This window comes from Thermodesulfovibrio sp. TK110, from assembly GCF_054658355.1.
In genome coordinates this window covers 904,209-925,545 of record NZ_BAAHNB010000001.1, presented here as the reverse complement: position 1 = coordinate 925,545, position 21,337 = coordinate 904,209, and the positions used below count along the sequence as shown (strand labels likewise).

Sequence of the window (21,337 nt, the reverse complement as noted above, 5' to 3'; positions counted from 1 at the left end):
GTATAAGTGGAGATTAACAGACACTACTTTGACACAGTTATTATTGGTTCAGGGCTTGCAGGTTGTCGTGCTGCTATTGAATGTATTAATCACGGAACAGTTGGAGTTTTAAGCAAGCTTTATCCAACCCGCTCTCATTCAACAGCAGCACAGGGAGGAATTGGTGCTGCTCTTGGCAATGAAGAAGAGGACTCTCCAGAATGGCATACTTATGATACTGTTAAGGGAAGTGATTTTTTAGGAGATCAGGATGCCATTGAAATTATGTGTTATGACGCTATTCCCACTATTATTGAGCTTGAACACATGGGTGTGCCTTTTTCCCGCACTGCTGAAGGAAAAATTGCACAGAGAAGATTTGGAGGGCATACAAGGGAGTTTGGTAAAGCACCTGTTCGCAGAGCCTGTTATTCTGCTGACAGAACAGGTCATGCTGTGCTTTTTGCTCTCTATGAGCAGTGTCAGCTTAAAGGTGTAAGATTTTTTCAGGAGTTTGAGGTTCTTGATATTGTTATAGAAAATGATGCTGTTCAGGGAGTTATTGCAGTGAACATAAAAGATGGCTCAATTCATGTATTTGAATCTAAGGCAGTAATAGTAGCAAGTGGTGGATATGGAAAAATTTTTAAAGTTACCTCCAATGCCTATGCAAGCACAGGTGAATGTCTGAGTATGCTTTTCAGACAGGGACTTCCTCTTGAAGACATGGAGTTCTTTCAATTCCATCCAACAGGACTTTACGGACTTGGAATATTGATTACTGAAGGAGCAAGAGGTGAGGGTGGAGTCCTGATTAATGGTAAGGGTGAAAGATTTATGGAGAGGTATGCACCTACCATAAAAGATCTTGCTCCCCGAGACATGGTATCAAGAGCAATTCTTACTGAGATAAGAGAAGGAAGAGGTATTGATGGAAAGGACTATGTTTATCTTGATCTTAGACATGTAGATAGAAAAATTCTTGAAGAGAGGCTCCCAGAGATAACCACTTTCTGCAAAATCTACATGGGAATTGATCCTTCTCGTGCACCAATTCCTGTTGTTCCCACTGCTCACTATGCAATGGGCGGAATTCCAACAGATAATGATGGAAGGGTTTTAAAAGATGTGGATGGCTCAGTTGTTTATGGACTTTATGCTGCTGGTGAGTGTGCCTGTGTATCTGTGCACGGAGCAAACAGGCTTGGATGTAATTCTCTCCTTGATACTGTTGTATTTGGAAGAAGAGCAGGAAAAGCTGCTTCAGAGATTCTTAAATCAAACATAAAAGGTAAGGTCAAGAAAGAAAGAATTCAGATAGTTTTAGACTGCATAAATATGCTTAAAAACTCCAGAGGCAGGGAAACTGTTGCCTCTGTAAGAAAAGATCTTCAATCAGCCATGATGGATAAATGCTCAGTATTCAGAACTGAGGAAGGATTGAAAGCAGTTCTTGAAGAAATCCATAACTTAAAGGAACGATATAAAGAGATATCCATTGCTGATAAATCACAAATATTTAATACAGAAATTCTTGAGGCAATAGAACTGGGACACATGCTTACTCTTTCAGAAGTAATAGCCTGGAGTGCTTTACAGAGAACAGAAAGCAGGGGTGCGCACTGCAGAGAGGATTATCCAAAAAGAGATGATGAAAACTGGCTCAAACACACATTTGCCTATAAGGCAGATAAAGGCATTACTTTTAGATATAAACCTGTTAAAATAACAAGATTTAAACCAGAGGAGAGGAAATACTGATGGAAAAATACTACACGTTCAAAATCAAGAGATATTTGCCCGATGAAAATCCATCTCACAGATGGGATGAGTTTAGAATTAAGCTTAATAGCATGGAAAGGGTATTAGATGGACTCATTAAGATTAAAGAAACCAGAGATGGAACTCTCACATTCAGAAAATCCTGTGCTCATGGAGTATGCGGTTCCTGCGCAATGAAGATTAATGGTAAAAACAGGCTCGCCTGTCAGACACTGGCAAAAGACCTGCCAGAACTTATAGTGATTGAGCCTTTGCCTTCCCTGCCTGTTATAAAAGATCTTGTGGTAGATATGACTCTGTTTTTTGAGAAAAATGACAGAGTTTTACCCTATTTAATAAATGATGAGCCTCCACCTGAAAGGGAAAGAATTCAATCACCTGAAGATCAGCATAAAATTCTTGAATCCATAACATGCATTATGTGCGGCAGTTGCACCACATCATGTCCTGTATTCTGGGCTGACAAAGAATATCTTGGACCAAGTGCCTTGCTTAAGGCATACAGATTTCTTTTTGATACCCGTGACAGAGCAACAGAGCAGAGACTTGAAAAAATTACAGGCGAACACGGACTCTGGCGTTGTCACTCAATCTTTAACTGTGTGGAGGTATGTCCAAAAGATATTGACATTACAAAGCATATTTTAAAATTAAAACGACTGGCTGTTAAGAAAGGTTTTACTGGAGGTGAAAGATGAGATATAAGTGGAATACAGGCTCAATTGCCTGGCTCATTCATAGAGTTACAGGAATAATTCTTACACTTTATTTAGTCGCTCATATTTATGTTTTAAGCCATTTAAAAGATCCTGTGGCATATAATAAACTTATGGCATTGATGAAAAATCCCATTATCAAAATTGGTGAACTTGTTCTTTTTGCAGTGGTTTTAAAACACGTTTTTGCAGGATTAAGAATTACACTTCTTGAGATAGGAGTATCTACAAAGTATCAAAAACAGATGGCTTATGCTGGAGCAACTCTTGTAGCAGTTTTGTGGTTTATTGGCGCTTTTTACTTTCTTAAGGAGGTGCTTTAATGTGGAGCTGGCTTTTACATAGAATAACAGGCGTGATTCTTGCATTTGGTCTGGTTTATCATTTTTTCATGATGCACTTTATTCAACCTGAAGCATATTCCTATGAAGCTATAATTAAGAGGTTGAGTGAGCCATCCTGGAACGTTTTCAATATTGTTTTTCTTCTGTCAGCTTTATATCATGGTTTCTATGGATTGAATGGCCTGGTTACAGAGTATGTAAAAAACAACTCATTGAAAAGGTTTTTGAAATTTATGATATTTGTTATTCCATTAGGGCTTGTATTTTTCGGGTTTAAAATTGTATTTTTATAAAAAATTGAGAGGTTTTAAATGCCTACAACTTTTATCTGGAAAGGTAGAACAGAAGAAGGACTTCCAGTAACAGGCGAAACAGAAGCTGAGAATGAAGGAGAACTGCTTTTAGCATTAAGGAAAAAGGGAATAATTCCAAGATATGTAAAAGAGAAGGAAGAAAAAAAATTTTTTGGTTTTACAAGAGTTTCCCAAAAAGATATTTTGTTTTTTACTCGCCAGTTTGCAACACTTTTTTCTTCAGGTGTACCTGTTGTGCAAGCTTTTGATGCATTAATAGGTCAGATAAAGAATAAAGGTTTCAAAAAAGTTCTTATTCAATTAAGAAATGACATAGAAAAAGGCTCATCCCTGGCTGATGCTATGAAAAGACATCCAAGAGTATTCAGCTCACTTTTTGTAAACATGGTTAGAGCAGGTGAGGAAGGTGGAATGCTTGATAAGGTATTGCAGAGAATGGCTGATTATTTTGAAAAAATGATAAAGCTTCGTAGAAAAATTATTGGCGCTATGATTTATCCGAGTTTGGTAATAGCTGTGGCTGTACTGGTTGTTGCAATAATTATGATATTTGTCATTCCAACATTTGCTAAATTATTTGCTGAAATGGGACTTGACCTGCCTCTTCCTACCAGAATTACAATTGCCATGAGCAATTTTATGGCAAGATCAGGAATTTTTATAGTTGCAGGAGTCATTGGATTTTTCATATTTATAAAACTCTTGAGAAGATCTCCTAAGGGTAAAAAGATAACAGATGGGATTTTTTTAAAGATTCCTCTCTTAGGAGTTATATTGCTCAAAGCTTCTCTTTCAAGATTTTCAAGAACTCTTGGAACGCTTCTTGGCAGCGGAGTCCCCATTCTTAACAGTATGGAGATTTCAGCAAGAGCCTGTGGAAATAAAATTATAGAGGATATTGTTATTGAGATGAGAGAGGATATAACTGCTGGTAAATCTCTCACAGAGGTCTTAAAATCAAAACCTGTAATTTTTCCACCAATTTTTATTCAGATGGTAAGTGTTGGAGAGTCAACAGGTAAAACCGATGAGATGCTCAATAAAGTTGCAGACTTTTATGATGAGGAAGTTGACAATGCTGTTGCGAATCTTATGAGCATGCTTGAGCCTGCTTTAATAGTGTTTCTTGGCATTACAATAGGATTTATTGTCGTATCCCTTTATCTTCCCATATTCAAACTTGGTGAAGTTGCCGGTAGAGGAGGTTAAAAGCCTCCATAAGTCTTTCAATATCTCTATCTGTGTGTCCTGCACTTATGGTGATTCTTATTCTCGGCAGTTTTACTGTTGGAGGTCTAATAACAGGGGCATAGATACCTAAATCATTAAAGATCTGTGAAGCCTTTGTTGCTTCATGTATTGTATTAAAGAGAATCGGGATAATGGGCGTTTGCGTATTTGTTGTTTTTAGATTAAGTTTTTTTACAAATTCCATAACTTTTCCTGTATTTTGCCATAGTCTTTCAATAAGAGTTTTATCCTCCATGATAATTTTTATGGAAGCATAGGCAGATGCAATAATAGTTGCTGGAAGAGCAGTTGAAAAAATAAGTCCTCTTGCTGAGTTTATAAACCATTCTATTAAAGTATTTGCTCCGCATACAAAGGCACCAAAACAACCAATTGCTTTTGAAAGAGTTCCCATTTGAATTACAAAATTAGTTTGAGGAAGATTAAAATGTTTCAATGCACCATGTCCCTGTCCAAGAACACCTGTTCCATGAGCATCATCAATATAAAGAAGAGCTTCTTCAGAGTTACAGATTTCATAAAACTCTCCTAATGGTGCAATATCTCCATCCATGCTAAACACTGTATCTGTTACTATAATTTTTTTGCCCTTACATGAATTTTCTTTTATCTTCCTGTATAAATCATTCATATCAGCGTGTTTATAGATAACTTTTTTTGCTTTACTGAGCCTTATTCCATCAATAATGCTTGCATGATTGAGTTCGTCACTGAAGATTATATCTTCTTCATCAGCCAGTGCTGGTATTAAAGAAGTATTTGCTGTGTAACCGGAGTTGAGAACAATTGAGCCTTCACTGCCTTTGAATTCACATAAAAGTTCTTCCAGTTTCCTATGCAAAATCGTGCCTCCACTAAGAAGCCTTGATGCTGCCCCGCCACAACCAAAAATTTCAACAGCCTGCTTTGCTGCTTCTTTTAACATAGAATTTTGACTCAGTCCAAGATAATCATTGGATGAAAAATTTATATATTTTTTCCCCTGAATAGTGATCTCCATCCCCATCCTTGTTTCCATATCCTTTATTGAGCGGTAGAGATTTTCTTCTTTAAGTTTTTCAAGCTTTTTTTCAAAAATTTCAAAAATTTTTTCATTCATATCAATAACCTCTTGACAAAAATTTCACCTTAGTATAATATTGGTGGTAAATAGTGGTGGAAAGTGGAGTATGATATCTTTCATAGGAAAATATTACCATAATCTTGATCAAAAAGGAAGAGTTATTCTGCCAGCTCCTCTTAGAGAGGTTTTATCAACAAAGTATTCTTCAGGCAAACTTTATCTTACAAATGCTCCATTTGATAAGGCTTTGCATCTTTATCCTCTTGAAGAATGGTTAAAGCTTGAAGAAAAAATAAGACAGCTTCCCAAGTCAGATGAAGCTGTAATGTATTTTTTAAGGAGGGTTATAGCAGGAGCTATATCCTGTGGGCTTGATAAACAGGGAAGAATACTAATTCCCTATGAACACAGGCAGGATGCTGGAATTAATTCAGAGGTTGTTATTGTTGGGCAGATTGACAGAATAGAAATATGGGATAAACCTACATGGGACAGCATCACTGATCCATCAAAAGTAGATATAAAGAGGATACAGGATGGACTTGCCAGATATGGATTATAAAAAACTGCATATTCCTGTAATGATTAAAGAAGTGATAGAGCTTCTTAATCCTGTTCAAGATGGAATTTATGTAGATGCTACTTTAGGTTGTGCAGGACATTCATTGGAAATAGTTAAAAAGCTTGGTCCTAAGGGAAGATTAATTGGCATTGACAGGGATGAATCGGCAATAGAGATCTCAAAAGAAATTCTTAATGATTCAAGGGTGATTTTGAAAAAAGCAAGATTTTCTCAATTAAAGGAGGTTTTAAAGGAATTATACATTGACAGTATTGATGGAATTATTTTTGACTTAGGAGTTTCAATGCTTCAGCTAAAGAATTTTTCAAGAGGATTCAGTTTTTATTCTGATGAAAATCTTGATATGAGAATGGATCAAACAGGTTCTTTAACAGCCTGGGATGTGGTAAACAAGTATTCAGAAAAGGAGCTTGAAAGGATTTTAAGAGAATATAGTGATGAACCCTTTGCAAGGAGAATAGCAAGAGAGATTGTGAGACAGAGAAGCAAAAAACCAATTGATACATGTAAGGAACTTGCAGATTTGGTTAAAAAAGTTATTCCAAGACATGGAAGACTTCATCCTGCAACTCAGGTTTTTCAGGCAATAAGAATAGAAGTGAATAAAGAAATTGAGGAACTAAGAGAAGGACTTTCCCAGGCATTGGAATTATTAAAATCAGGTGGAAGGATGTGTGTTATCTCCTACCATTCAGGCGAAGACAGAGTTGTAAAGAATTTTTTCAGAGAAAAAGAACAGGAGAGTATTTTCAGGATACTCACTAAGAAACCTATTTTACCATCTCTTGAAGAAGTTTATAGAAATCCTTCATCAAGAAGTGCAAGACTCAGGGGAGGTGAAAAAATATGAAATATGTTATCTCAATAGTTTTTATTTTGTTTGCAATTTTTGCAATTTTATGGGTAAGGTCAAATGTAATTTCTGTAGAGTATAGATTAAGCAGTCTTGAAGAGAAAAAAAAGGCTTTGCTCAGAGAAAACAAGAATTTAGTTGCTCAAAAGTCAAGCTTAACTTCCTTTGTAAGAATTAATAATGAACATTTGCTGGTATTTCCTGACAGGAAAAAAGTCGTTTATATAGAAGGGAGTCCTGAAAGTTTTGTAAAAACAGTCAGTTTTAATAAAAAGAATTGAAGATGAAGAAAAGGCTTGTTTTACTGAAAATATTCTTCTTAATTTGTTTTACTTCTGTTATCTTTCGTCTTGGCTTAATCATGTTTGTTGAACACGAGGCTTATTTTGCAAAAGCAAAAATTCAGCAAATAAAAAAGGAAGAGATTATTCCAAAGAGAGGCAACATATATGACAGAATGGGCAGGGAATTAGCAATTTCTCTGGAAAAAGAGTCTCTATTCATTGATCCTGCCTCTTTAAACTCAATTCAGGCAGTTAATCTTTTAAAAAACTATGTTAAAGTTGATCCAGAGCAGATAGAAAGATTATCAGAAAAAAATATAAGATTTTTATGGCTTCAAAGAAAAGTTGATTCAGCTGTGGCGGAAAAAATAAAAGCATTAAAGATTGAAGGAGTTGGTTCTGTCATAGAAGGAGCAAGATTTTATCCAAAGGGTTTTTTAGCTTCTCATTTGATCGGATTTGTGAACATTGATGAACAGGGTATGGAAGGAGTGGAAAGGAAGTATGATAAATATCTTAGAGCAGAGAAGTCTATGAAAGTAGTTTCAGTGGATGCTAAGGGTAAGAAACTCTCTCAGGGAGATTTAAAGGATGTAAAGGGAAATGATGTTTTTGTAACAATTGATGAAGGATTACAATACATTGTTGAAAAATACCTTGATGAGGCAGTAAAAAAATGGCAGGCTTCTTCTGCCACTGCAATAATGATGGATCCCTTTACAGGAGAGATTCTCGCTCTTGCAAACAGACCAACTTATGATCCCAATAATTTAAAATCTATAAAGAATATTGGTATAATAAGAAATCGTGCAATAACAGACCTTTATGAGCCAGGTTCTACCTTTAAAATAGTTACTGCAACTGCTGCACTCGAAGAGGGTATTGTAAAGCCAAATACTAAATTTGATTGTTCACAGGGATACATAGAAGTATGGGGTAAAAAAATAAGAGATGCTCATAGACATGGAGTTCTTACTTTTGAAGAAATTATTCAGAAGTCTTCTAATGTTGGTACAATAAAAATAGCAATGATGCTTGGAAAGGAAAAACTTTATCAATACATAAAAAAATTTGGCTTTGGTGAAAAAACTGGAATAGATCTTCCAGGAGAGATATCAGGCTATATAAGGCCTACTCAGAAATGGTCTGGCACATCAATAGGAGCTATTCCAATTGGACAGGAAGTAGGAGTTACGGCATTGCAAATCCTTAGAGCTTACTCTGCAATTGCAAATGGAGGTTATCTTGTAAAGCCTTTTGTGGTTTCTGAAATTCACTCTCCTCAAGGCAACATTTTATATAAAAGTGTTATTCAGAGAGAAAAAATCATTTCTGATAAAACAGCAAGGATAATGAAAGAAATTCTTAAAAAAGTTACAGAAGAAGGAGGAACTGCTACTCAGGCAAAGCTTGATGGAAATGATGTGGCAGGCAAAACAGGCACAGCTCAAAAATATGATCCAAAAATCCGCAGATACTCAAAAGATAGATTTGTAAGCTCATTTGTTGGATTTATTCCAGCGGACAATCCCCGCATTGCCATGATAGTGGTAATTCAAGATCCAAAAGGTGCTCATTATGGAGGGGTTGTTGCAGCTCCAGTATTTAAAGCAATAGCTGATGAGGCACTGTCTTATCTGAATGTTCCAAGAGATGATGCCAGGGAAAAAGGTCTTGTTGTTACCTTTGATAGACAGGTAAGTAGAAAGGTTGCGGTGGCAGGAGAATGATTTTAAAGGAACTTTTAAGAGATGATTTTGATATAAAAGGAGATATAAATAGGGATATTGCTTATATAAGCTACAATTCAAAGGATATAAAAGAATCAAGCCTTTTTGTAGCAATATCAGGTGGAAACACTGACGGACATCTTTTTATTGAAGAAGCAATAAAAAAAGGCAGCGTTGCTGTTGTCTATGAAAAGGGGAGTTTCACTCCTTATAACAGCTCTGTTACATGGATAGGCGTTAATGACACAAGAGATGCTCTTGCATGGTTGAGTTCAAGGTTTTATAGAGCAGGTGAAAAACTTAAAATTATCGGAATAACAGGCACAAACGGAAAAACCACCACATCCTATTTAATCAGACAGATACTGAAAAACTGCGGTAAAAAAACAGGAATTATAGGAACCATCAAATATTTGATTGATAATGAAGAAAAACAAGCAATTCATACAACTCCGGAAGCTCCAGAATTTCAGAGACTTCTCCATGAAATGCTTCAAAAAGGTGTGGAATATGTCATTTCAGAGGTTTCTTCCCATGCTCTTGCTTTAAAAAGAGTTGATTACACCCAGTTTGATGTGGCAGTATTTACAAATCTTTCAAGAGACCACCTTGATTTTCATAAGGATATGGAAGATTATTTTCAGGCAAAAAAAAGACTTTTTACAGATTTACTTAAAAAAGATGGTATAGCAGTTATAAACATAGATGATGAATATGGAAAAAGACTTGCTGAGGAAGTAAAAAATAAAAAAATTCTGTATTCTCTGCAAAATCCTGAAGCCCACATTTATGTAAAAAATTATAGATTGAAGTTTAAAGAAACAGAGATTACTTTTTCCATTCAAGATGAGGAGTTATTTGTGAAGACGTCACTTTTAGGATTTCCAAATATTTATAATGTTGCTTCTGCTGTGGCTGTTGCTTTTGGCTTAAACATACCACCTGATATTATTGTGTCTGCCATCTCCGAGGCTAAATCTCCAGAGGGAAGATTTGAAAGAGTTGCAGAAGGAAAGGATTTCCTTGTGTTTATTGATTATGCACACACACCTGATGCTCTTGAGAGACTGCTTTTAAGTGTAAAAAAATTAAAAGAGGAGTTATCAAAAAATGGCAGAATAATAACAGTTTTTGGCTGTGGTGGTAATCGTGACAGAGGTAAAAGACAGGAGATGGGCAGAATTGCCACAGAGTTAAGTGACATGGTTATTCTTACTTCAGATAATCCAAGATGGGAAGAACCAGGAGAAATCATTAAAGAAATTGAAGAAGGTATTTCAAAGGATAACTATATTGTTGTTCCAGACAGAGCAATAAGTTTATGGATTGCAACAAAAATATGCAAAAAAGGAGATATTTTAATTGTTGCTGGTAAAGGTCATGAAAACTATCAGGAAATAAAAGGGAAAAGATACCATTTCAGTGATAAAGAAGTTTTGATAAAAGCTTTGAAAGGATTGAAATAAGCCATGTTTACTCTTGAGGATTTAATAAAAGCTACACGAGGACAGTTACTTTCCTCAGGAATGGAAGTATTCAGAGAGGTATCAATTGATACAAGAACAATCACTGAGAATGATTTATTTTTTGCTTTAAAGGGTTCTAAAAGAGATGGTCATGATTTTTTAATTGAAGCATTTCAAAAAGCTTATGGTGCAGTAATTTCTAAAGAAATAGATGTGGATTTTCAAAATAAAACAGTAGTTTTAGTTGATGATACTCTTAAAGCATTACAGGAGCTGGCAAGATATTTAAGAAAAAAATTTAAAGGAAAGGTTATTGCAGTGGTTGGAAGTAATGGTAAAACTACAACAAAGGAGTTAATTGCTGGTATGTTATCAGGAAAATATAAGGTTCTCAAAACAGAGGGAAATTTCAATAACAATATTGGAGTTCCTCTCTGCCTTAGCAAAATTGAGCATGATACAGAAATAATGGTTCTTGAACTTGGCACAAACAGACATGGAGATATAAAGGAACTCTGTGAAATAGTTTATCCAGATTATGCAGTGATTACCAATATCGGATATGAGCACCTTGAGGGATTTGGCTCACTTGAAGGCGTAAGAGATGGAGAGCTTGAGATACTTCCCTTTGTTAAAACAGTTTTTGCCAATGGAGATGATGAGTTTCTTATGGAAGGACTTAAAGATTTTAATGGAGCTGTTCTGACATTTGGCTTGAGCAAGGAATGTGACTATAGGGCTGAAAATATTAATTTTTATGATGACCATGTAGAGTTTGATTTTCATGCTGGGCTGGTAAGTTTTCCTGTGAAATCCTCTTTAATGGGTATGCATAATGTTTACAACATAACAGCTGCGGCAGGCATTGCAACTTTCTTCGGTGTTTCTAAGTGCACCATACAGGAGTTTACAGAATCTTTCAGTCCTGTAGCCATGCGTGGAGAAATAATAAAAATCAATGGAATTGAGATATTTTTTGATGCTTACAATGCCAATCCATCTTCAATGAAAGCGGCTTTACAGGAACTTGCAAGAAGAAAAAAAACAAGAAAAGCAGTTGCTGTGCTCGGAGATATGCTTGAACTTGGTGAGTTTACTCAATCAGCTCATGAGGAAGTGGGTAAATGGATTAAAGAAATGGGAATTGATTTTTTTGTTGGAGTTGGTAAGTTTATGAAAAATGCTTTAAGATATGTTGATGGAGAGTTTTTTGATGATGCTCAGCAGGCAGGTGAATTTTTGAGAAGGCAACTTAATGGTTCTGAAATTATTTTAATAAAAGGCTCAAGAGCTATGAAGATGGAACAAATTCTTAATATTTTATTAGAGGGCAGACATGCTTTATGAAATTCTCTACAGTTTAAGTGATCAGATCTCTGTATTTAATGTCTTCCGTTATATTACTTTCAGGACAATGCTTGCCATACTTACATCTTTCTTTTTTACATTCATTATTGCTCCTTCGTGCATAAGATGGCTTAAAAATTTAAGTTTTACCCAGCATATTAGAGATGACGGGCCAAAAACACACTTTAAAAAAGAAGGCACTCCTACAATGGGTGGAATAATAATAATTACATCAGTTCTGGTTTCAGTATTTTTATGGGGAAATTTAAGGAATCACTACATGTGGATAATGATTATATGTTTTTTAGGCTTTGGCTTGATAGGATTTATTGATGATTATTTAAAAATCACAAGAAAAAATTACAAAGGCTTACCGGGCAGGTATAAATTGCTTGCCCAGTTTTTACTTGCTATGTCCGTAACTCTTTTTCTTTATTTCAATCCAAAAGACCCATATACAACTGTTCTAAGTATTCCATTTTTTAAGCAGTGGCTCATAGACCTTGGAATTTTTTATCTACCTTTTGCAATATTTGTAATTGTGGGAGCTTCAAATGCTGTTAACCTTACAGATGGAATGGATGGTCTTGCTGCAGGGCTTGTGGGAATTGCCTCTATTGTAAATGCTGTCCTTCTTTACATATCAGGTCATGCAGTATTTGCAAAGTATCTTTATGTTCTTTATATACCAGGGACTGGAGAATTGTCTGTTTTCTGTGGAGCGATGCTTGGGGCATGTCTTGGTTTTTTATGGTATAATTCTTATCCTGCTGAGGTTTTTATGGGAGATGTTGGTTCCTTGAGCCTCGGAGGAGCTCTTGGAAGTCTTGCAGTTATAACAAAACATGAGATAGTTCTTGCTTTAGTTGGAGGCATATTTGTTGTGGAGGCATTATCAGTTATTCTTCAGGTTGGTTATTTCAAGTTAACCAATGGGAAGAGAATCTTTCGTATGGCTCCACTTCATCATCATTTTGAATTAAAAAAATGGCCAGAACCAAAGGTTATAGTAAGATTCTGGATAATAGGAATAATACTTGCTCTTTTAAGTCTTTTAACTTTAAAACTGAGGTGATGCAATGAGAAATAAGGCTAAAGGCTTAAGGATTAAGGCAGAGCTAAAACTTTTTATTTTTATTGTATGTTTATTTTTTTTAAATTCCTACTGTTTAGCTACTGATATTGACGCACCAAGCGCAGTTGCAGTGGATGCCCAGACAGGGAAAATTCTTTACGGAAAAAATCCTCATATGAAACTTCCTCCAGCAAGCACAACAAAACTTGTAACAGTGATGGTTGCACTTGAAAAACTTAATCCTGATGATAAAGTAATCATATCAAAAAAAGCAGCTAAAACTCCAAGTGTCTCACCAAGACTTGTTCAGGGAGAAGTTTATCCTGTTCGTGATCTTGTTTACCTTGCTTTAATGCGTTCTGTAAACTCTGCAGCAGTTGCTCTGGCAGAAGCTACAGCAGGAAGTGAGCAAAATTTTGTAAAACTCATGAATGAAAAGGTACAGAAAATCGGAGCAAAAGATACAAGATTTGTAAATGCCAGCGGATTACCTGGCAAAGGACAGTACACAACAGTTTATGACTTGACAAAAATTATGTCTCATGCCCTTGCTTATCCACTGATAAAGGAAGCTATAAATACCAGGGTTTATCTAGTAAAATCTGGAAATGGTAAACAATACTTCATTCAGAATACCAATCATTTATTATGGTTAGAAGATAACATGATAGGAGGTAAAACAGGATATACAAGAAGTGCAAGGCATTGTTTTGTTAGTGCCAATAAAGTAATGGGGAGAGTTGTTTATACAGCAATTCTTGGAGATAAAAACAGAGAAAAGCTCTGGGAAGATACTCAACAACTTATTGCTCAAGCAGAAGATGTTATTTCAGGTAAACAGCAGCCTGTGGTTAAGCTTTCAGAGGAAAAATCAGTAATGCCTGTGTCTTATAAAACTAATCAAAAATTAACTAAAAAGACAAATAAAAAGAAAGTGCAGAAACTTAAAAAGAGGATAAAAAATGCAAAAAATAATAAAAGAACTATCTGAACTAAAAGATAAAAAAGTAGCAATTGTTGGACTTGGAAAAAGTGGTTTAGCAGTAGCTCAACTGCTCAGCAGTCTTGGTGCAAGATTAATAATAAATGATAAAAAAAATGAAGATGAAATTTTAAGGGAGATAACTCTGATAAAAGAGCGTGTGGAAAAAATAACAGGAGGTGGGCATCCAGCAGAAGCTCTTGAGGGTGCTGAAATTATAGTGGTAAGTCCAGGAGTTCCTTTAAGTACACCTTCAATTGTTTCAGCAATCTATAAAAGTATTCCAGTTATTGGCGAGATAGAACTTAGCTGGCAGATTCTGAGTTTCATAAATCCAGAGATAAAGATAATAGGCATTACAGGCTCTAATGGAAAATCAACAACTTCTACACTGGTCTATGAATTTTTGAAGAAAGATGGTAAAAAGACTCATCTGGCAGGAAATATTGGATACCCCATGGCAGAGGCTGTTTTGAAAGTTTTAAAAAAAGAGATTGATATAGACTATCTTGTGCTTGAACTTTCAAGCTTTCAGCTTGAAGGAATAAAAAACTTTAAACCAGATTTTGCAGCAATCCTTAACATTACACCTGATCATATGGATAGATACTCAGGTATGAAGGAATATATTGAGGCAAAAGCAAAAATTTTTCAGAATCAGGGTGGAGAGGATTATCTCATACTTAATATGGATGATAAAAATACAGTGTCTGCTATTGAACATTTAAGAAGTGTTTATCTGAGAAAAGGTAAACTTCCGCATATTTTTTATTTCAGCAGATTTCAAAATGTTTATGGAGCCTATTTAGCAAACAATGAAGTTCGGTTCAATCCAAGAGAGGAGATTCCAGAAAGCATTTTTTCAGAGATGCAAAATACAGTTGTTCCTGTAAGCACATTTAAAATAAAAGGAGTTCACAACATTGAAAATATAATGGCAGCAGCTTTACTTGCTTTTTGTGCTGGATGTAAAGGAGACAGCATAAAAGAAGTTGTTAAAGAATTCTCTGGACTTCCTCACAGAATGGAGTATGTGAGAGAAATAAACGGAGTAATTTATGTAAATGATTCAAAGGGAACCAATGTGGATGCAGTAGCTAAGTCCATTGAAAGTTTTCCTGAGAATGTGATTTTAATTGCAGGTGGAAGGGATAAAGGTGGAGATTTTTCTCAATTAAGGGAGATTGTAAAAAAGAGAGTAAAGGCTTTAGTACTTATTGGTGAGGCAAAGCAAAAAATTGCAGATGCTCTTGGAGATTTAGTTCCCTATTATTTTGAAGAGGATATGAAATCTGCTGTAGTTAAAGCAAAGGAAATTGCCACAGCAGGAGATATAGTGCTTCTTTCTCCTGGATGTGCAAGCTTTGATATGTTCAATAACTTTGAACATCGTGGAGAAGTATTCAAGGATATTGTAAATTCTTTATGAAAACTACTATGGACAGAGGCTCTATTGATAAAACACTTATAATTGCAGTGGCTCTGCTTGTTGTGATCGGGCTTATTGCAGTTTACAGTTCTACTTCTGTTTTAGCCTCTGTCAAAGCAAAATACGCAAATAAAGGAGGAATGATTTATCTACAAAGGCAGTTTTTTACGTTGATTATAGGTTTTTTCTTTATGGTTGTGTTTATTTTTTTATCACGAGAAAAATTAAGAAAACTCGTTTTTCCACTGCTTATTATTTCCTTTATAATGCTTGCAGCAGTTTTTACTCCTATAGGAGTTACTGCAGGAGGAGCACGAAGATGGCTCAGGCTGTGGCCCAGTTCTTTTCAGCCTTCAGAGCTTGCAAAGCTTGCCATGGTCTTTTTTCTTGCCTGGTATATGAGTAGAGATGGCTACAATAAAGAAAGTATTAAGCATTTTATAATTCCCATTGGATTGATGGCTATTTTTCAGTTGATTTTTTTAAAACAGCCTGATTTTGGTGCAGCAATGACGCTCGGAATAATTACTTTTGTGATGCTTTTTATAGGAGGTGTAAGTTTAAGATTTTTGGGAGCTACAGTTTTGCTTGCTATTCCTTTGGTAGTCTATCTTGCTAAAGAACCTTATAGATGGAAAAGAATTACTTCTTTTCTTGATCCATGGGCTGATCCACAAGGTAGTGGGTTTCAGCTTGTTCAGTCATTGATTGCTCTTGGAAGTGGAGGACTCACAGGACAAGGACTTGGAGAAGGAAAGCAGAAGCTTGCTTTTTTACCTGAGATACATACAGATTTTATATTTGCTCACATTGGTGAAGAGATGGGATTTATAGGAGCAGCTACAGTGGTGGTTTTGTTTTTTTTAATATGTCTTAGAGGATTAAACATTGCCATGAGACAGTCTGAACCTTTTTATTACTTTCTTGCATCAGGAGTTACAATTATGATTTCTATTCAGGCATTGATAAACTTTGCTGTTGTAACAGGCATGGCACCAACAAAAGGTCTTCCACTGCCTTTTATCAGCTATGGTGGTTCTGCTCTGGTTGTTAATCTCATAGCTATTGGAATCTTACTTAATCTTTCAAGATTTAATTCAACTCAAGACTCAGTAGAGGTGTATTCTAAAAGAAAAACAAAACTAAGAACATACAAATACTGGAGAGGTAAAAATTTCTCATGAAAGTTATTATAGCTGGTGGTGGAACAGGAGGACATCTTTTCCCTGGCGTGGCTTTGGCAGAAACAATTCAAGAGAGATATCCAGAGGCTCAGATTGTTTTTGTAGGAACTCAGCGGGGACTGGAGGCAAAGGTTATTCCTAAAACAAAATATGATCTGAAATTCATATCTATTCAGGGATTTGTGGGAAAGTCTGCAATGCAGAAGCTTAAGACTTTTATGAGTCTTTTTAAATCAATCTCTGAATCAAAAAACATTATAAATTCTTTTTCACCGGATGTGGTGTTTGGGGTAGGCGGTTATGCCTCATTTCCTGTTGTCTTAACAGCTGCTTTAAAAAAAATTCCCTCAATTATTCTTGAACAGAATACTGTTCCAGGACTTGCAAATAAAATACTTGGACGGATTGCCTCAGCAATTGCTATAACCTATCCTGAAACCATAGATTATTTTCCAAAACAAAAAGTTTATCTCACAGGAACCCCAATTAGAAAAAATATCCTTGAAGGTGATTCAGAAAAAGCAAAAAGGCTTTTTAATATAGAAGAAGGAAAATTCACCATACTGGTTTTTGGAGGAAGTCTTGGTGCAAGAAAAATAAACAAAGCTATGACAGAGGCTCTCTCATATTTAGTTCCATTAAAGAACAGGATTCAGATAATTCATCAAACAGGACAGTATGATTTAAATTGGGTTTCTGCTGAATATAAAAATCTTTCATTTAAGGCAACTGTTTTGCCATTTATATATGAGATGGCAGAAGCTTACAGTGTAGCAGATTTAGTAATTTCAAGGGCAGGAGCCTCTACTGTAGCAGAGATTACAGCTATTGGTAAAGCATCAATTTTGATTCCATATCCATATGCTGCATACAATCATCAGGAGATGAATGCCAGAAGACTTCTCAGTCGGGGTGCCTGTGAACTTATTCTTGACAGGGATTTAAATGGACAGAGTCTTGCAAAAAAAATCAATGAAATTTTAGATAATCCAGACAGTTTAAAAGAGATGCAGAGAGCAAGTATTGCCTTTGGAAAACCAAAAGCAGCAGAGAAGATTATTGAGATTGCTGAAACCCTGGTAAGGAGGAGAAATGTATCAGTATAAAAAAATTCATTTTGTTGGCATTGGTGGAATTGGAATGAGCGGTATTGCCGAGGTTCTTCATAATATGGGTTATACTGTAACAGGTTCTGATATAAAAGAGTCTGATACAGTTAAAAGATTAAGAAGTCTTGGAGTAAAAGTATTTATCGGACACAGCAAAGACAACATTGATGAAACAGATGTGGTTGTATTTTCTTCAGCAGTAAAGCCTGATAATCCTGAAATTATTAAAGCAAAGCAGCTTGGTATTCCTGTTATCCCAAGAGCTGAGATGCTTGCTGAACTCTGTAGATTAAAATACTCAATTTTAGTTGCCGGTGCCCATGGAAAGACAACAACTACTTCATTAATTGCCACTGTTTTAACTGATGCAGGATTTGATCCTACAGTAGTTGTTGGAGGAAAGCTTAAGTCAATTGGCAGTAATGCAAAACTTGGTAAAGGCGAATTTCTTGTAGCAGAGGCTGATGAAAGTGATGGAAGTTTTTTAAAGCTTACTGCAGCTATTTCTGTTATAACAAACATTGATAGAGAACATCTTGATTATTTTAAAAATCTAAGAAGAATTAAAAAAGCTTTTGTTGAGTTTGCAAATAAAGTTCCCTTTTATGGTCTTTCAATTCTCTGTGGAGAATGCAGACACATAAGGGATTTAATTCCTCATTTAACAAGAAGATATGTAACATATGGATTTGATAAGAGCTTTGATTTTTATGCAAAAAATATTGAGTATTCACCACCTAAGGTTTCTTTTGAAGCTTTTTTCAAAGAAAAATCTCTTGGAAGATTTACTATTACTGTTTTAGGAAAGCATAATGTTTTGAATGCTCTGGCAACAATAATTGTAGCAAAGGAACTTTCAGTGCCTTTAGAAAAAGTGAAAGAATCCTTTGAAAACTTTAAAGGAATTGGTAGAAGATTTGAGTTTAAAGGAGACAAAAGGGGGATAAAATTTTATGATGACTACGGGCATCATCCAACAGAGATAAAGGCTGTGCTAAAAACTGCCTTATGGTTAAAACCAGAGAGACTCTGTATAGTTTTTCAACCTCACAGATACACAAGAACAAGAGATTTGATGGAAGAGTTTATTAAGGTATTTAAGAACACATTGCGAAAAACTGATATTTTATTTCTTATGGATATATATCCTGCAAGTGAATCTCCAATTGAAGGAGTAAGTGGAGAAATTTTATATGAAAAGTTAAAATCTGCTCATGTTAATGTTAGATTTAATCCAGATAAAGAAAAAATTAAAGACGATATTTTGAAGGAGTTAAAAGAAGGAGATGTGGTTTTCACCATTGGAGCAGGAGATGTTTATAAAATTGGTGAGGCTGTTCTGGAAAGACTATGAAAAATATTGAAACTTTCTGTAAAGAAAAGGGAATTATTTATAAAAAAAATGAGCCGCTGTCTGAATACACCACTTTGAAAATTGGTGGACAGGCGGATTTAATAGTATTTTCAGATGAAGACATTATTGTGGAATTGATTGAAGTAATAAAAAACGAGGGATTAGCCTATTATGTTATAGGAGGAGGTAGCAACTTACTTGTAAGTGATAATGGGTTCAGAGGAGTGATAATCAATACAAAAAAAATGAACAGAATAAATATTGAAGAATTTAGTATTAGAGTGTCAGCAGGAGTAATGCTTCAAAGGCTTGTTGCCTTTGTTTTGAAAAGAAGTCTTTCAGGTATGGAAGGGCTTATTGGTATTCCTGGAACAGTGGGAGGTGCGGTGAAAGGCAATGCAGGCTCTTTTGGATATGAAATAAAGGACAGCCTTGAGGAAGTGGAAGTTATTACTGATGAGCTGCAGATAAAAGTTTTAAAAAAGCAGAATATCAATTTTAAATACAGGAGTTCAGGACTGCCTAACTCCTGGATTATTAAATCTGTTAGATTTAACTTAAAGAGCGGACAGCCTTTTCAAAAAATGAAGGAATTTCTTAAGAAAAAAATAGAAACACAACCTTTAAGAGAGAAGTCTGCAGGCTGTGTATTTAAAAATCCTGAAGGGCATTCAGCAGGTGCTTTAATAGACAAAGCAGGATTAAAGGGAATAAGAATTGGAGATATAATGGTAAGTTCTGTTCATGCTAACTACTTTATCAATGCTGGTAGTGGCAAAGCCTGTGATTTTTTAAGATTAATGGATCTTGTTAGAGAAAAAGTATTCAAGCTTTTTTCTATTGAATTGGAACCTGAGATAAAAATTTTAGGAGGTACTTTATGAGGGTTGGTGTAATAGCAGGCGGAGTATCATCTGAAAGAGAGGTATCTCTTAGAAGTGGACAGGCAGTTTTTAATGCTTTAAGGGAACTTGGGCTTAATGCGGTTTTTATAGATGCAGGAACTGACCTCTGTGAGAAAATAAAACAGGAAAAAATTGATGTAGCCTTTCTGGTTCTTCATGGTGGATGGGGAGAAAATGGTGGTGTCCAGGGAATGCTTGAAGTTATGGGTATTCCTTATACTGGTTCAGGAGTTCTTGCCTCAGCTCTGGCAATGGACAAAGAAGCAACAAAGAAAGTATTTCTATACCACGGTATTCCTGTGCCTCCCTTTAAAATAATTAATAAAAAAGACTATTTAAAGCAAACATTTGCTACTCCTTTTTTACCATGTGTGGTAAAACCAGCACATGAAGGCTCTTCAGTAGGAGTAAATATTGTCCGAAGCGAAAAAGAGTTTGATGAAGCTCTTAAGGAAGCCTTTCAATATGGCAGCAGAGCAATCTTAGAAAAATATATTGAAGGCAAAGAAATTCACATTGGTGTTCTTGGCAATAAAGCTCTTGGAGGAGTTGAGGTAAGACCTAAAAAGGGCTTTTACAGCTATGAAGCAAAATATACAAAGGGACTCACTGACTATATACTTCCTCCAGAGATAGATGCTTCTATTTATGAAAAACTTAAAGAGCTTGGACTGAAAGCTCATCAAGCATTAGGCTGTAAAGGTGCTACAAGAGTTGATATGCTCGTTGATGAGGCAGGCAATGCTTATGTTCTTGAAGTAAATACCATACCTGGAATGACAGAGACATCGCTTTTACCCAAAATAGCATCTCTGGCAGGTTATGATTTTAAAAGTCTTGTTAAAGAAATTCTTGAACTTGCGCTAAAAGATGAAAAATAAGAAATGGATAATTCTCGGGGTGTTTTTTTTAATGCTGGTGGCAGGATTTTTATTTTTTGAGACTCTTACAGTAAAGCATATTGTCATTATTGGCAACAAACATCTTAATGAAAGAGAAATCAGGTCAATCATAGGCATAAAAGAAGGAAACTCTATAATTTATCCATCATCTAAGAGCTTATATGAAAGACTAAGAAAAACTCCGTGGATAAAGGATGCGATAATAAGAAAAGATTTAAATGGCACAATAACGATTTATATAAAAGAATCCAGCCCTGTTGCTGTTGTCATGTTTAATGAAAGAGCCTATCTAATTGATTATGAAGCTCAGGTTCTTGAGGATTTTACTCAAGATATTCAAGCATCAGCGAACCATAAGCCTTTATTCTTGCCTGTTATAAAAAATATTGATCCCTTTAAAAACAGGGAAACTCTTGGGGAAGCTGTGAATTTACTGAATTTTATTAATAATAAAGGTTTTATAAAACCTGAAGATGAGATAAGCATAACAGGCAATAATCCAGACACTCTTACTCTTTACATAAATGATTTTCCAATCATTGTGGGTAAAGGAGATTTTGAGACGAAGTTTGCCAAATATCTTGTAGTAAGTTCAGAAATTCAAAAAAGAGGTTTAAAGGTGCAATACATTGATTTAAGATTTCCTGATAGAGTAATAGTAAAACCAGTGGAGTAGGATTTGAAA

Annotated in this window: 21 protein-coding genes; 20 read left to right on the top strand and 1 reads right to left on the bottom strand. The window is 35.4% G+C overall.

The window, feature by feature from the left end; translation table 11 throughout:
• Nucleotides 1-6 precede the first annotated feature (6 nt).
• The 5 genes from sdhA to ACYQ3X_RS04790 are packed head-to-tail and all read left to right on the top strand — an operon-like array spanning nucleotide 7 to nucleotide 4,344.
• Entirely contained in the window at nucleotides 7-1,740 is a 1,734-nt protein-coding gene (gene sdhA / locus ACYQ3X_RS04810) for a succinate dehydrogenase flavoprotein subunit (protein ID WP_460180685.1), read from the top strand.
• Nucleotides 1,740-2,459 (top strand): succinate dehydrogenase iron-sulfur subunit, encoded by a 720-nt coding sequence (locus tag ACYQ3X_RS04805; RefSeq protein ID WP_460180684.1) that lies wholly within the window; start codon nucleotides 1,740-1,742, stop codon nucleotides 2,457-2,459. Before sdhA ends, ACYQ3X_RS04805 begins: the two co-directional genes overlap by 1 nt.
• Complete coding sequence (gene sdhC, locus ACYQ3X_RS04800; protein WP_460180683.1) at nucleotides 2,456-2,800, top strand: succinate dehydrogenase, cytochrome b556 subunit; 345 nt, start codon at nucleotides 2,456-2,458, stop codon at nucleotides 2,798-2,800. Before ACYQ3X_RS04805 ends, sdhC begins: the two co-directional genes overlap by 4 nt.
• Complete coding sequence (sdhD, locus tag ACYQ3X_RS04795) at nucleotides 2,800-3,114, top strand: succinate dehydrogenase, hydrophobic membrane anchor protein (RefSeq protein ID WP_460180682.1); 315 nt, start codon at nucleotides 2,800-2,802, stop codon at nucleotides 3,112-3,114. The genes sdhC and sdhD overlap by 1 nt, the downstream gene beginning before the upstream one ends.
• Nucleotides 3,115-3,132: 18 nt before the next feature.
• Nucleotides 3,133-4,344 carry a type II secretion system F family protein gene (locus ACYQ3X_RS04790; RefSeq protein ID WP_460180681.1) on the top strand — a complete coding sequence of 404 codons (1,212 nt, stop codon included), beginning with the start codon at nucleotides 3,133-3,135 and terminating at the stop codon, nucleotides 4,342-4,344.
• Here ACYQ3X_RS04790 and ACYQ3X_RS04785 read toward each other — a convergent pair.
• A complete protein-coding gene (locus ACYQ3X_RS04785; RefSeq protein ID WP_460180680.1) occupies nucleotides 4,310-5,485 on the bottom strand; it encodes an aminotransferase class I/II-fold pyridoxal phosphate-dependent enzyme in 1,176 nt (391 codons plus the stop codon). The two genes, ACYQ3X_RS04790 and ACYQ3X_RS04785, sit on opposite strands and share 35 nt — an antisense overlap.
• A 70-nt stretch (nucleotides 5,486-5,555) precedes the next feature.
• Here ACYQ3X_RS04785 and mraZ point away from each other — a divergent pair, with 70 nt between their 5' ends.
• The 15 genes from mraZ to ACYQ3X_RS04710 are packed head-to-tail and all read left to right on the top strand — an operon-like array spanning nucleotide 5,556 to nucleotide 21,328.
• Nucleotides 5,556-6,011 carry a division/cell wall cluster transcriptional repressor MraZ gene (gene mraZ / locus ACYQ3X_RS04780; RefSeq protein ID WP_460180679.1) on the top strand — a complete coding sequence of 152 codons (456 nt, stop codon included), beginning with the start codon at nucleotides 5,556-5,558 and terminating at the stop codon, nucleotides 6,009-6,011.
• A complete protein-coding gene (rsmH, locus tag ACYQ3X_RS04775) occupies nucleotides 6,001-6,882 on the top strand; it encodes a 16S rRNA (cytosine(1402)-N(4))-methyltransferase RsmH (RefSeq protein WP_460180678.1) in 882 nt (293 codons plus the stop codon). The genes mraZ and rsmH overlap by 11 nt, the downstream gene beginning before the upstream one ends.
• Nucleotides 6,879-7,166: a hypothetical protein gene (locus ACYQ3X_RS04770; protein WP_460180677.1), complete on the top strand. Its 288-nt coding sequence runs from the start codon at nucleotides 6,879-6,881 to the stop codon at nucleotides 7,164-7,166. The genes rsmH and ACYQ3X_RS04770 overlap by 4 nt, the downstream gene beginning before the upstream one ends.
• 2 nt (nucleotides 7,167-7,168) lie before the next feature.
• Complete coding sequence (locus tag ACYQ3X_RS04765; RefSeq protein WP_460180676.1) at nucleotides 7,169-8,899, top strand: peptidoglycan D,D-transpeptidase FtsI family protein; 1,731 nt, start codon at nucleotides 7,169-7,171, stop codon at nucleotides 8,897-8,899.
• Nucleotides 8,896-10,365 (top strand): UDP-N-acetylmuramoyl-L-alanyl-D-glutamate--2,6-diaminopimelate ligase, encoded by a 1,470-nt coding sequence (locus ACYQ3X_RS04760; RefSeq protein ID WP_460180675.1) that lies wholly within the window; start codon nucleotides 8,896-8,898, stop codon nucleotides 10,363-10,365. The genes ACYQ3X_RS04765 and ACYQ3X_RS04760 overlap by 4 nt, the downstream gene beginning before the upstream one ends.
• Before the next feature lie 3 nt (nucleotides 10,366-10,368).
• Complete coding sequence (locus ACYQ3X_RS04755; RefSeq protein ID WP_460180674.1) at nucleotides 10,369-11,712, top strand: UDP-N-acetylmuramoyl-tripeptide--D-alanyl-D-alanine ligase; 1,344 nt, start codon at nucleotides 10,369-10,371, stop codon at nucleotides 11,710-11,712.
• Nucleotides 11,702-12,787 carry a phospho-N-acetylmuramoyl-pentapeptide-transferase gene (gene mraY / locus ACYQ3X_RS04750; RefSeq protein ID WP_460180673.1) on the top strand — a complete coding sequence of 362 codons (1,086 nt, stop codon included), beginning with the start codon at nucleotides 11,702-11,704 and terminating at the stop codon, nucleotides 12,785-12,787. The genes ACYQ3X_RS04755 and mraY overlap by 11 nt, the downstream gene beginning before the upstream one ends.
• Nucleotides 12,788-12,791: 4 nt before the next feature.
• A complete protein-coding gene (locus ACYQ3X_RS04745) occupies nucleotides 12,792-13,778 on the top strand; it encodes a D-alanyl-D-alanine carboxypeptidase family protein (RefSeq protein WP_460180672.1) in 987 nt (328 codons plus the stop codon).
• Complete coding sequence (gene murD, locus ACYQ3X_RS04740; protein ID WP_460180671.1) at nucleotides 13,750-15,198, top strand: UDP-N-acetylmuramoyl-L-alanine--D-glutamate ligase; 1,449 nt, start codon at nucleotides 13,750-13,752, stop codon at nucleotides 15,196-15,198. Before ACYQ3X_RS04745 ends, murD begins: the two co-directional genes overlap by 29 nt.
• On the top strand, nucleotides 15,195-16,382 hold the full coding sequence (gene ftsW / locus ACYQ3X_RS04735) for a putative lipid II flippase FtsW (RefSeq protein WP_460180670.1): 1,188 nt from the start codon (nucleotides 15,195-15,197) through the stop codon (nucleotides 16,380-16,382). The genes murD and ftsW overlap by 4 nt, the downstream gene beginning before the upstream one ends.
• Nucleotides 16,379-17,488: an undecaprenyldiphospho-muramoylpentapeptide beta-N-acetylglucosaminyltransferase gene (gene murG / locus ACYQ3X_RS04730; RefSeq protein ID WP_460180669.1), complete on the top strand. Its 1,110-nt coding sequence runs from the start codon at nucleotides 16,379-16,381 to the stop codon at nucleotides 17,486-17,488. The genes ftsW and murG overlap by 4 nt, the downstream gene beginning before the upstream one ends.
• Nucleotides 17,475-18,845, top strand: a complete 1,371-nt coding sequence (gene murC, locus ACYQ3X_RS04725; protein WP_460180668.1) for a UDP-N-acetylmuramate--L-alanine ligase — start codon at nucleotides 17,475-17,477, stop codon at nucleotides 18,843-18,845. The genes murG and murC overlap by 14 nt, the downstream gene beginning before the upstream one ends.
• Nucleotides 18,842-19,729 (top strand): UDP-N-acetylmuramate dehydrogenase, encoded by an 888-nt coding sequence (gene murB, locus ACYQ3X_RS04720; RefSeq protein WP_460180667.1) that lies wholly within the window; start codon nucleotides 18,842-18,844, stop codon nucleotides 19,727-19,729. Before murC ends, murB begins: the two co-directional genes overlap by 4 nt.
• Nucleotides 19,726-20,631, top strand: coding sequence for a D-alanine--D-alanine ligase (locus tag ACYQ3X_RS04715; RefSeq protein WP_460180666.1), 906 nt, complete (start codon nucleotides 19,726-19,728; stop codon nucleotides 20,629-20,631). The genes murB and ACYQ3X_RS04715 overlap by 4 nt, the downstream gene beginning before the upstream one ends.
• Nucleotides 20,621-21,328, top strand: a complete 708-nt coding sequence (locus ACYQ3X_RS04710; protein WP_460180665.1) for a cell division protein FtsQ/DivIB — start codon at nucleotides 20,621-20,623, stop codon at nucleotides 21,326-21,328. The genes ACYQ3X_RS04715 and ACYQ3X_RS04710 overlap by 11 nt, the downstream gene beginning before the upstream one ends.
• Nucleotides 21,329-21,337 lie beyond the last annotated feature (9 nt).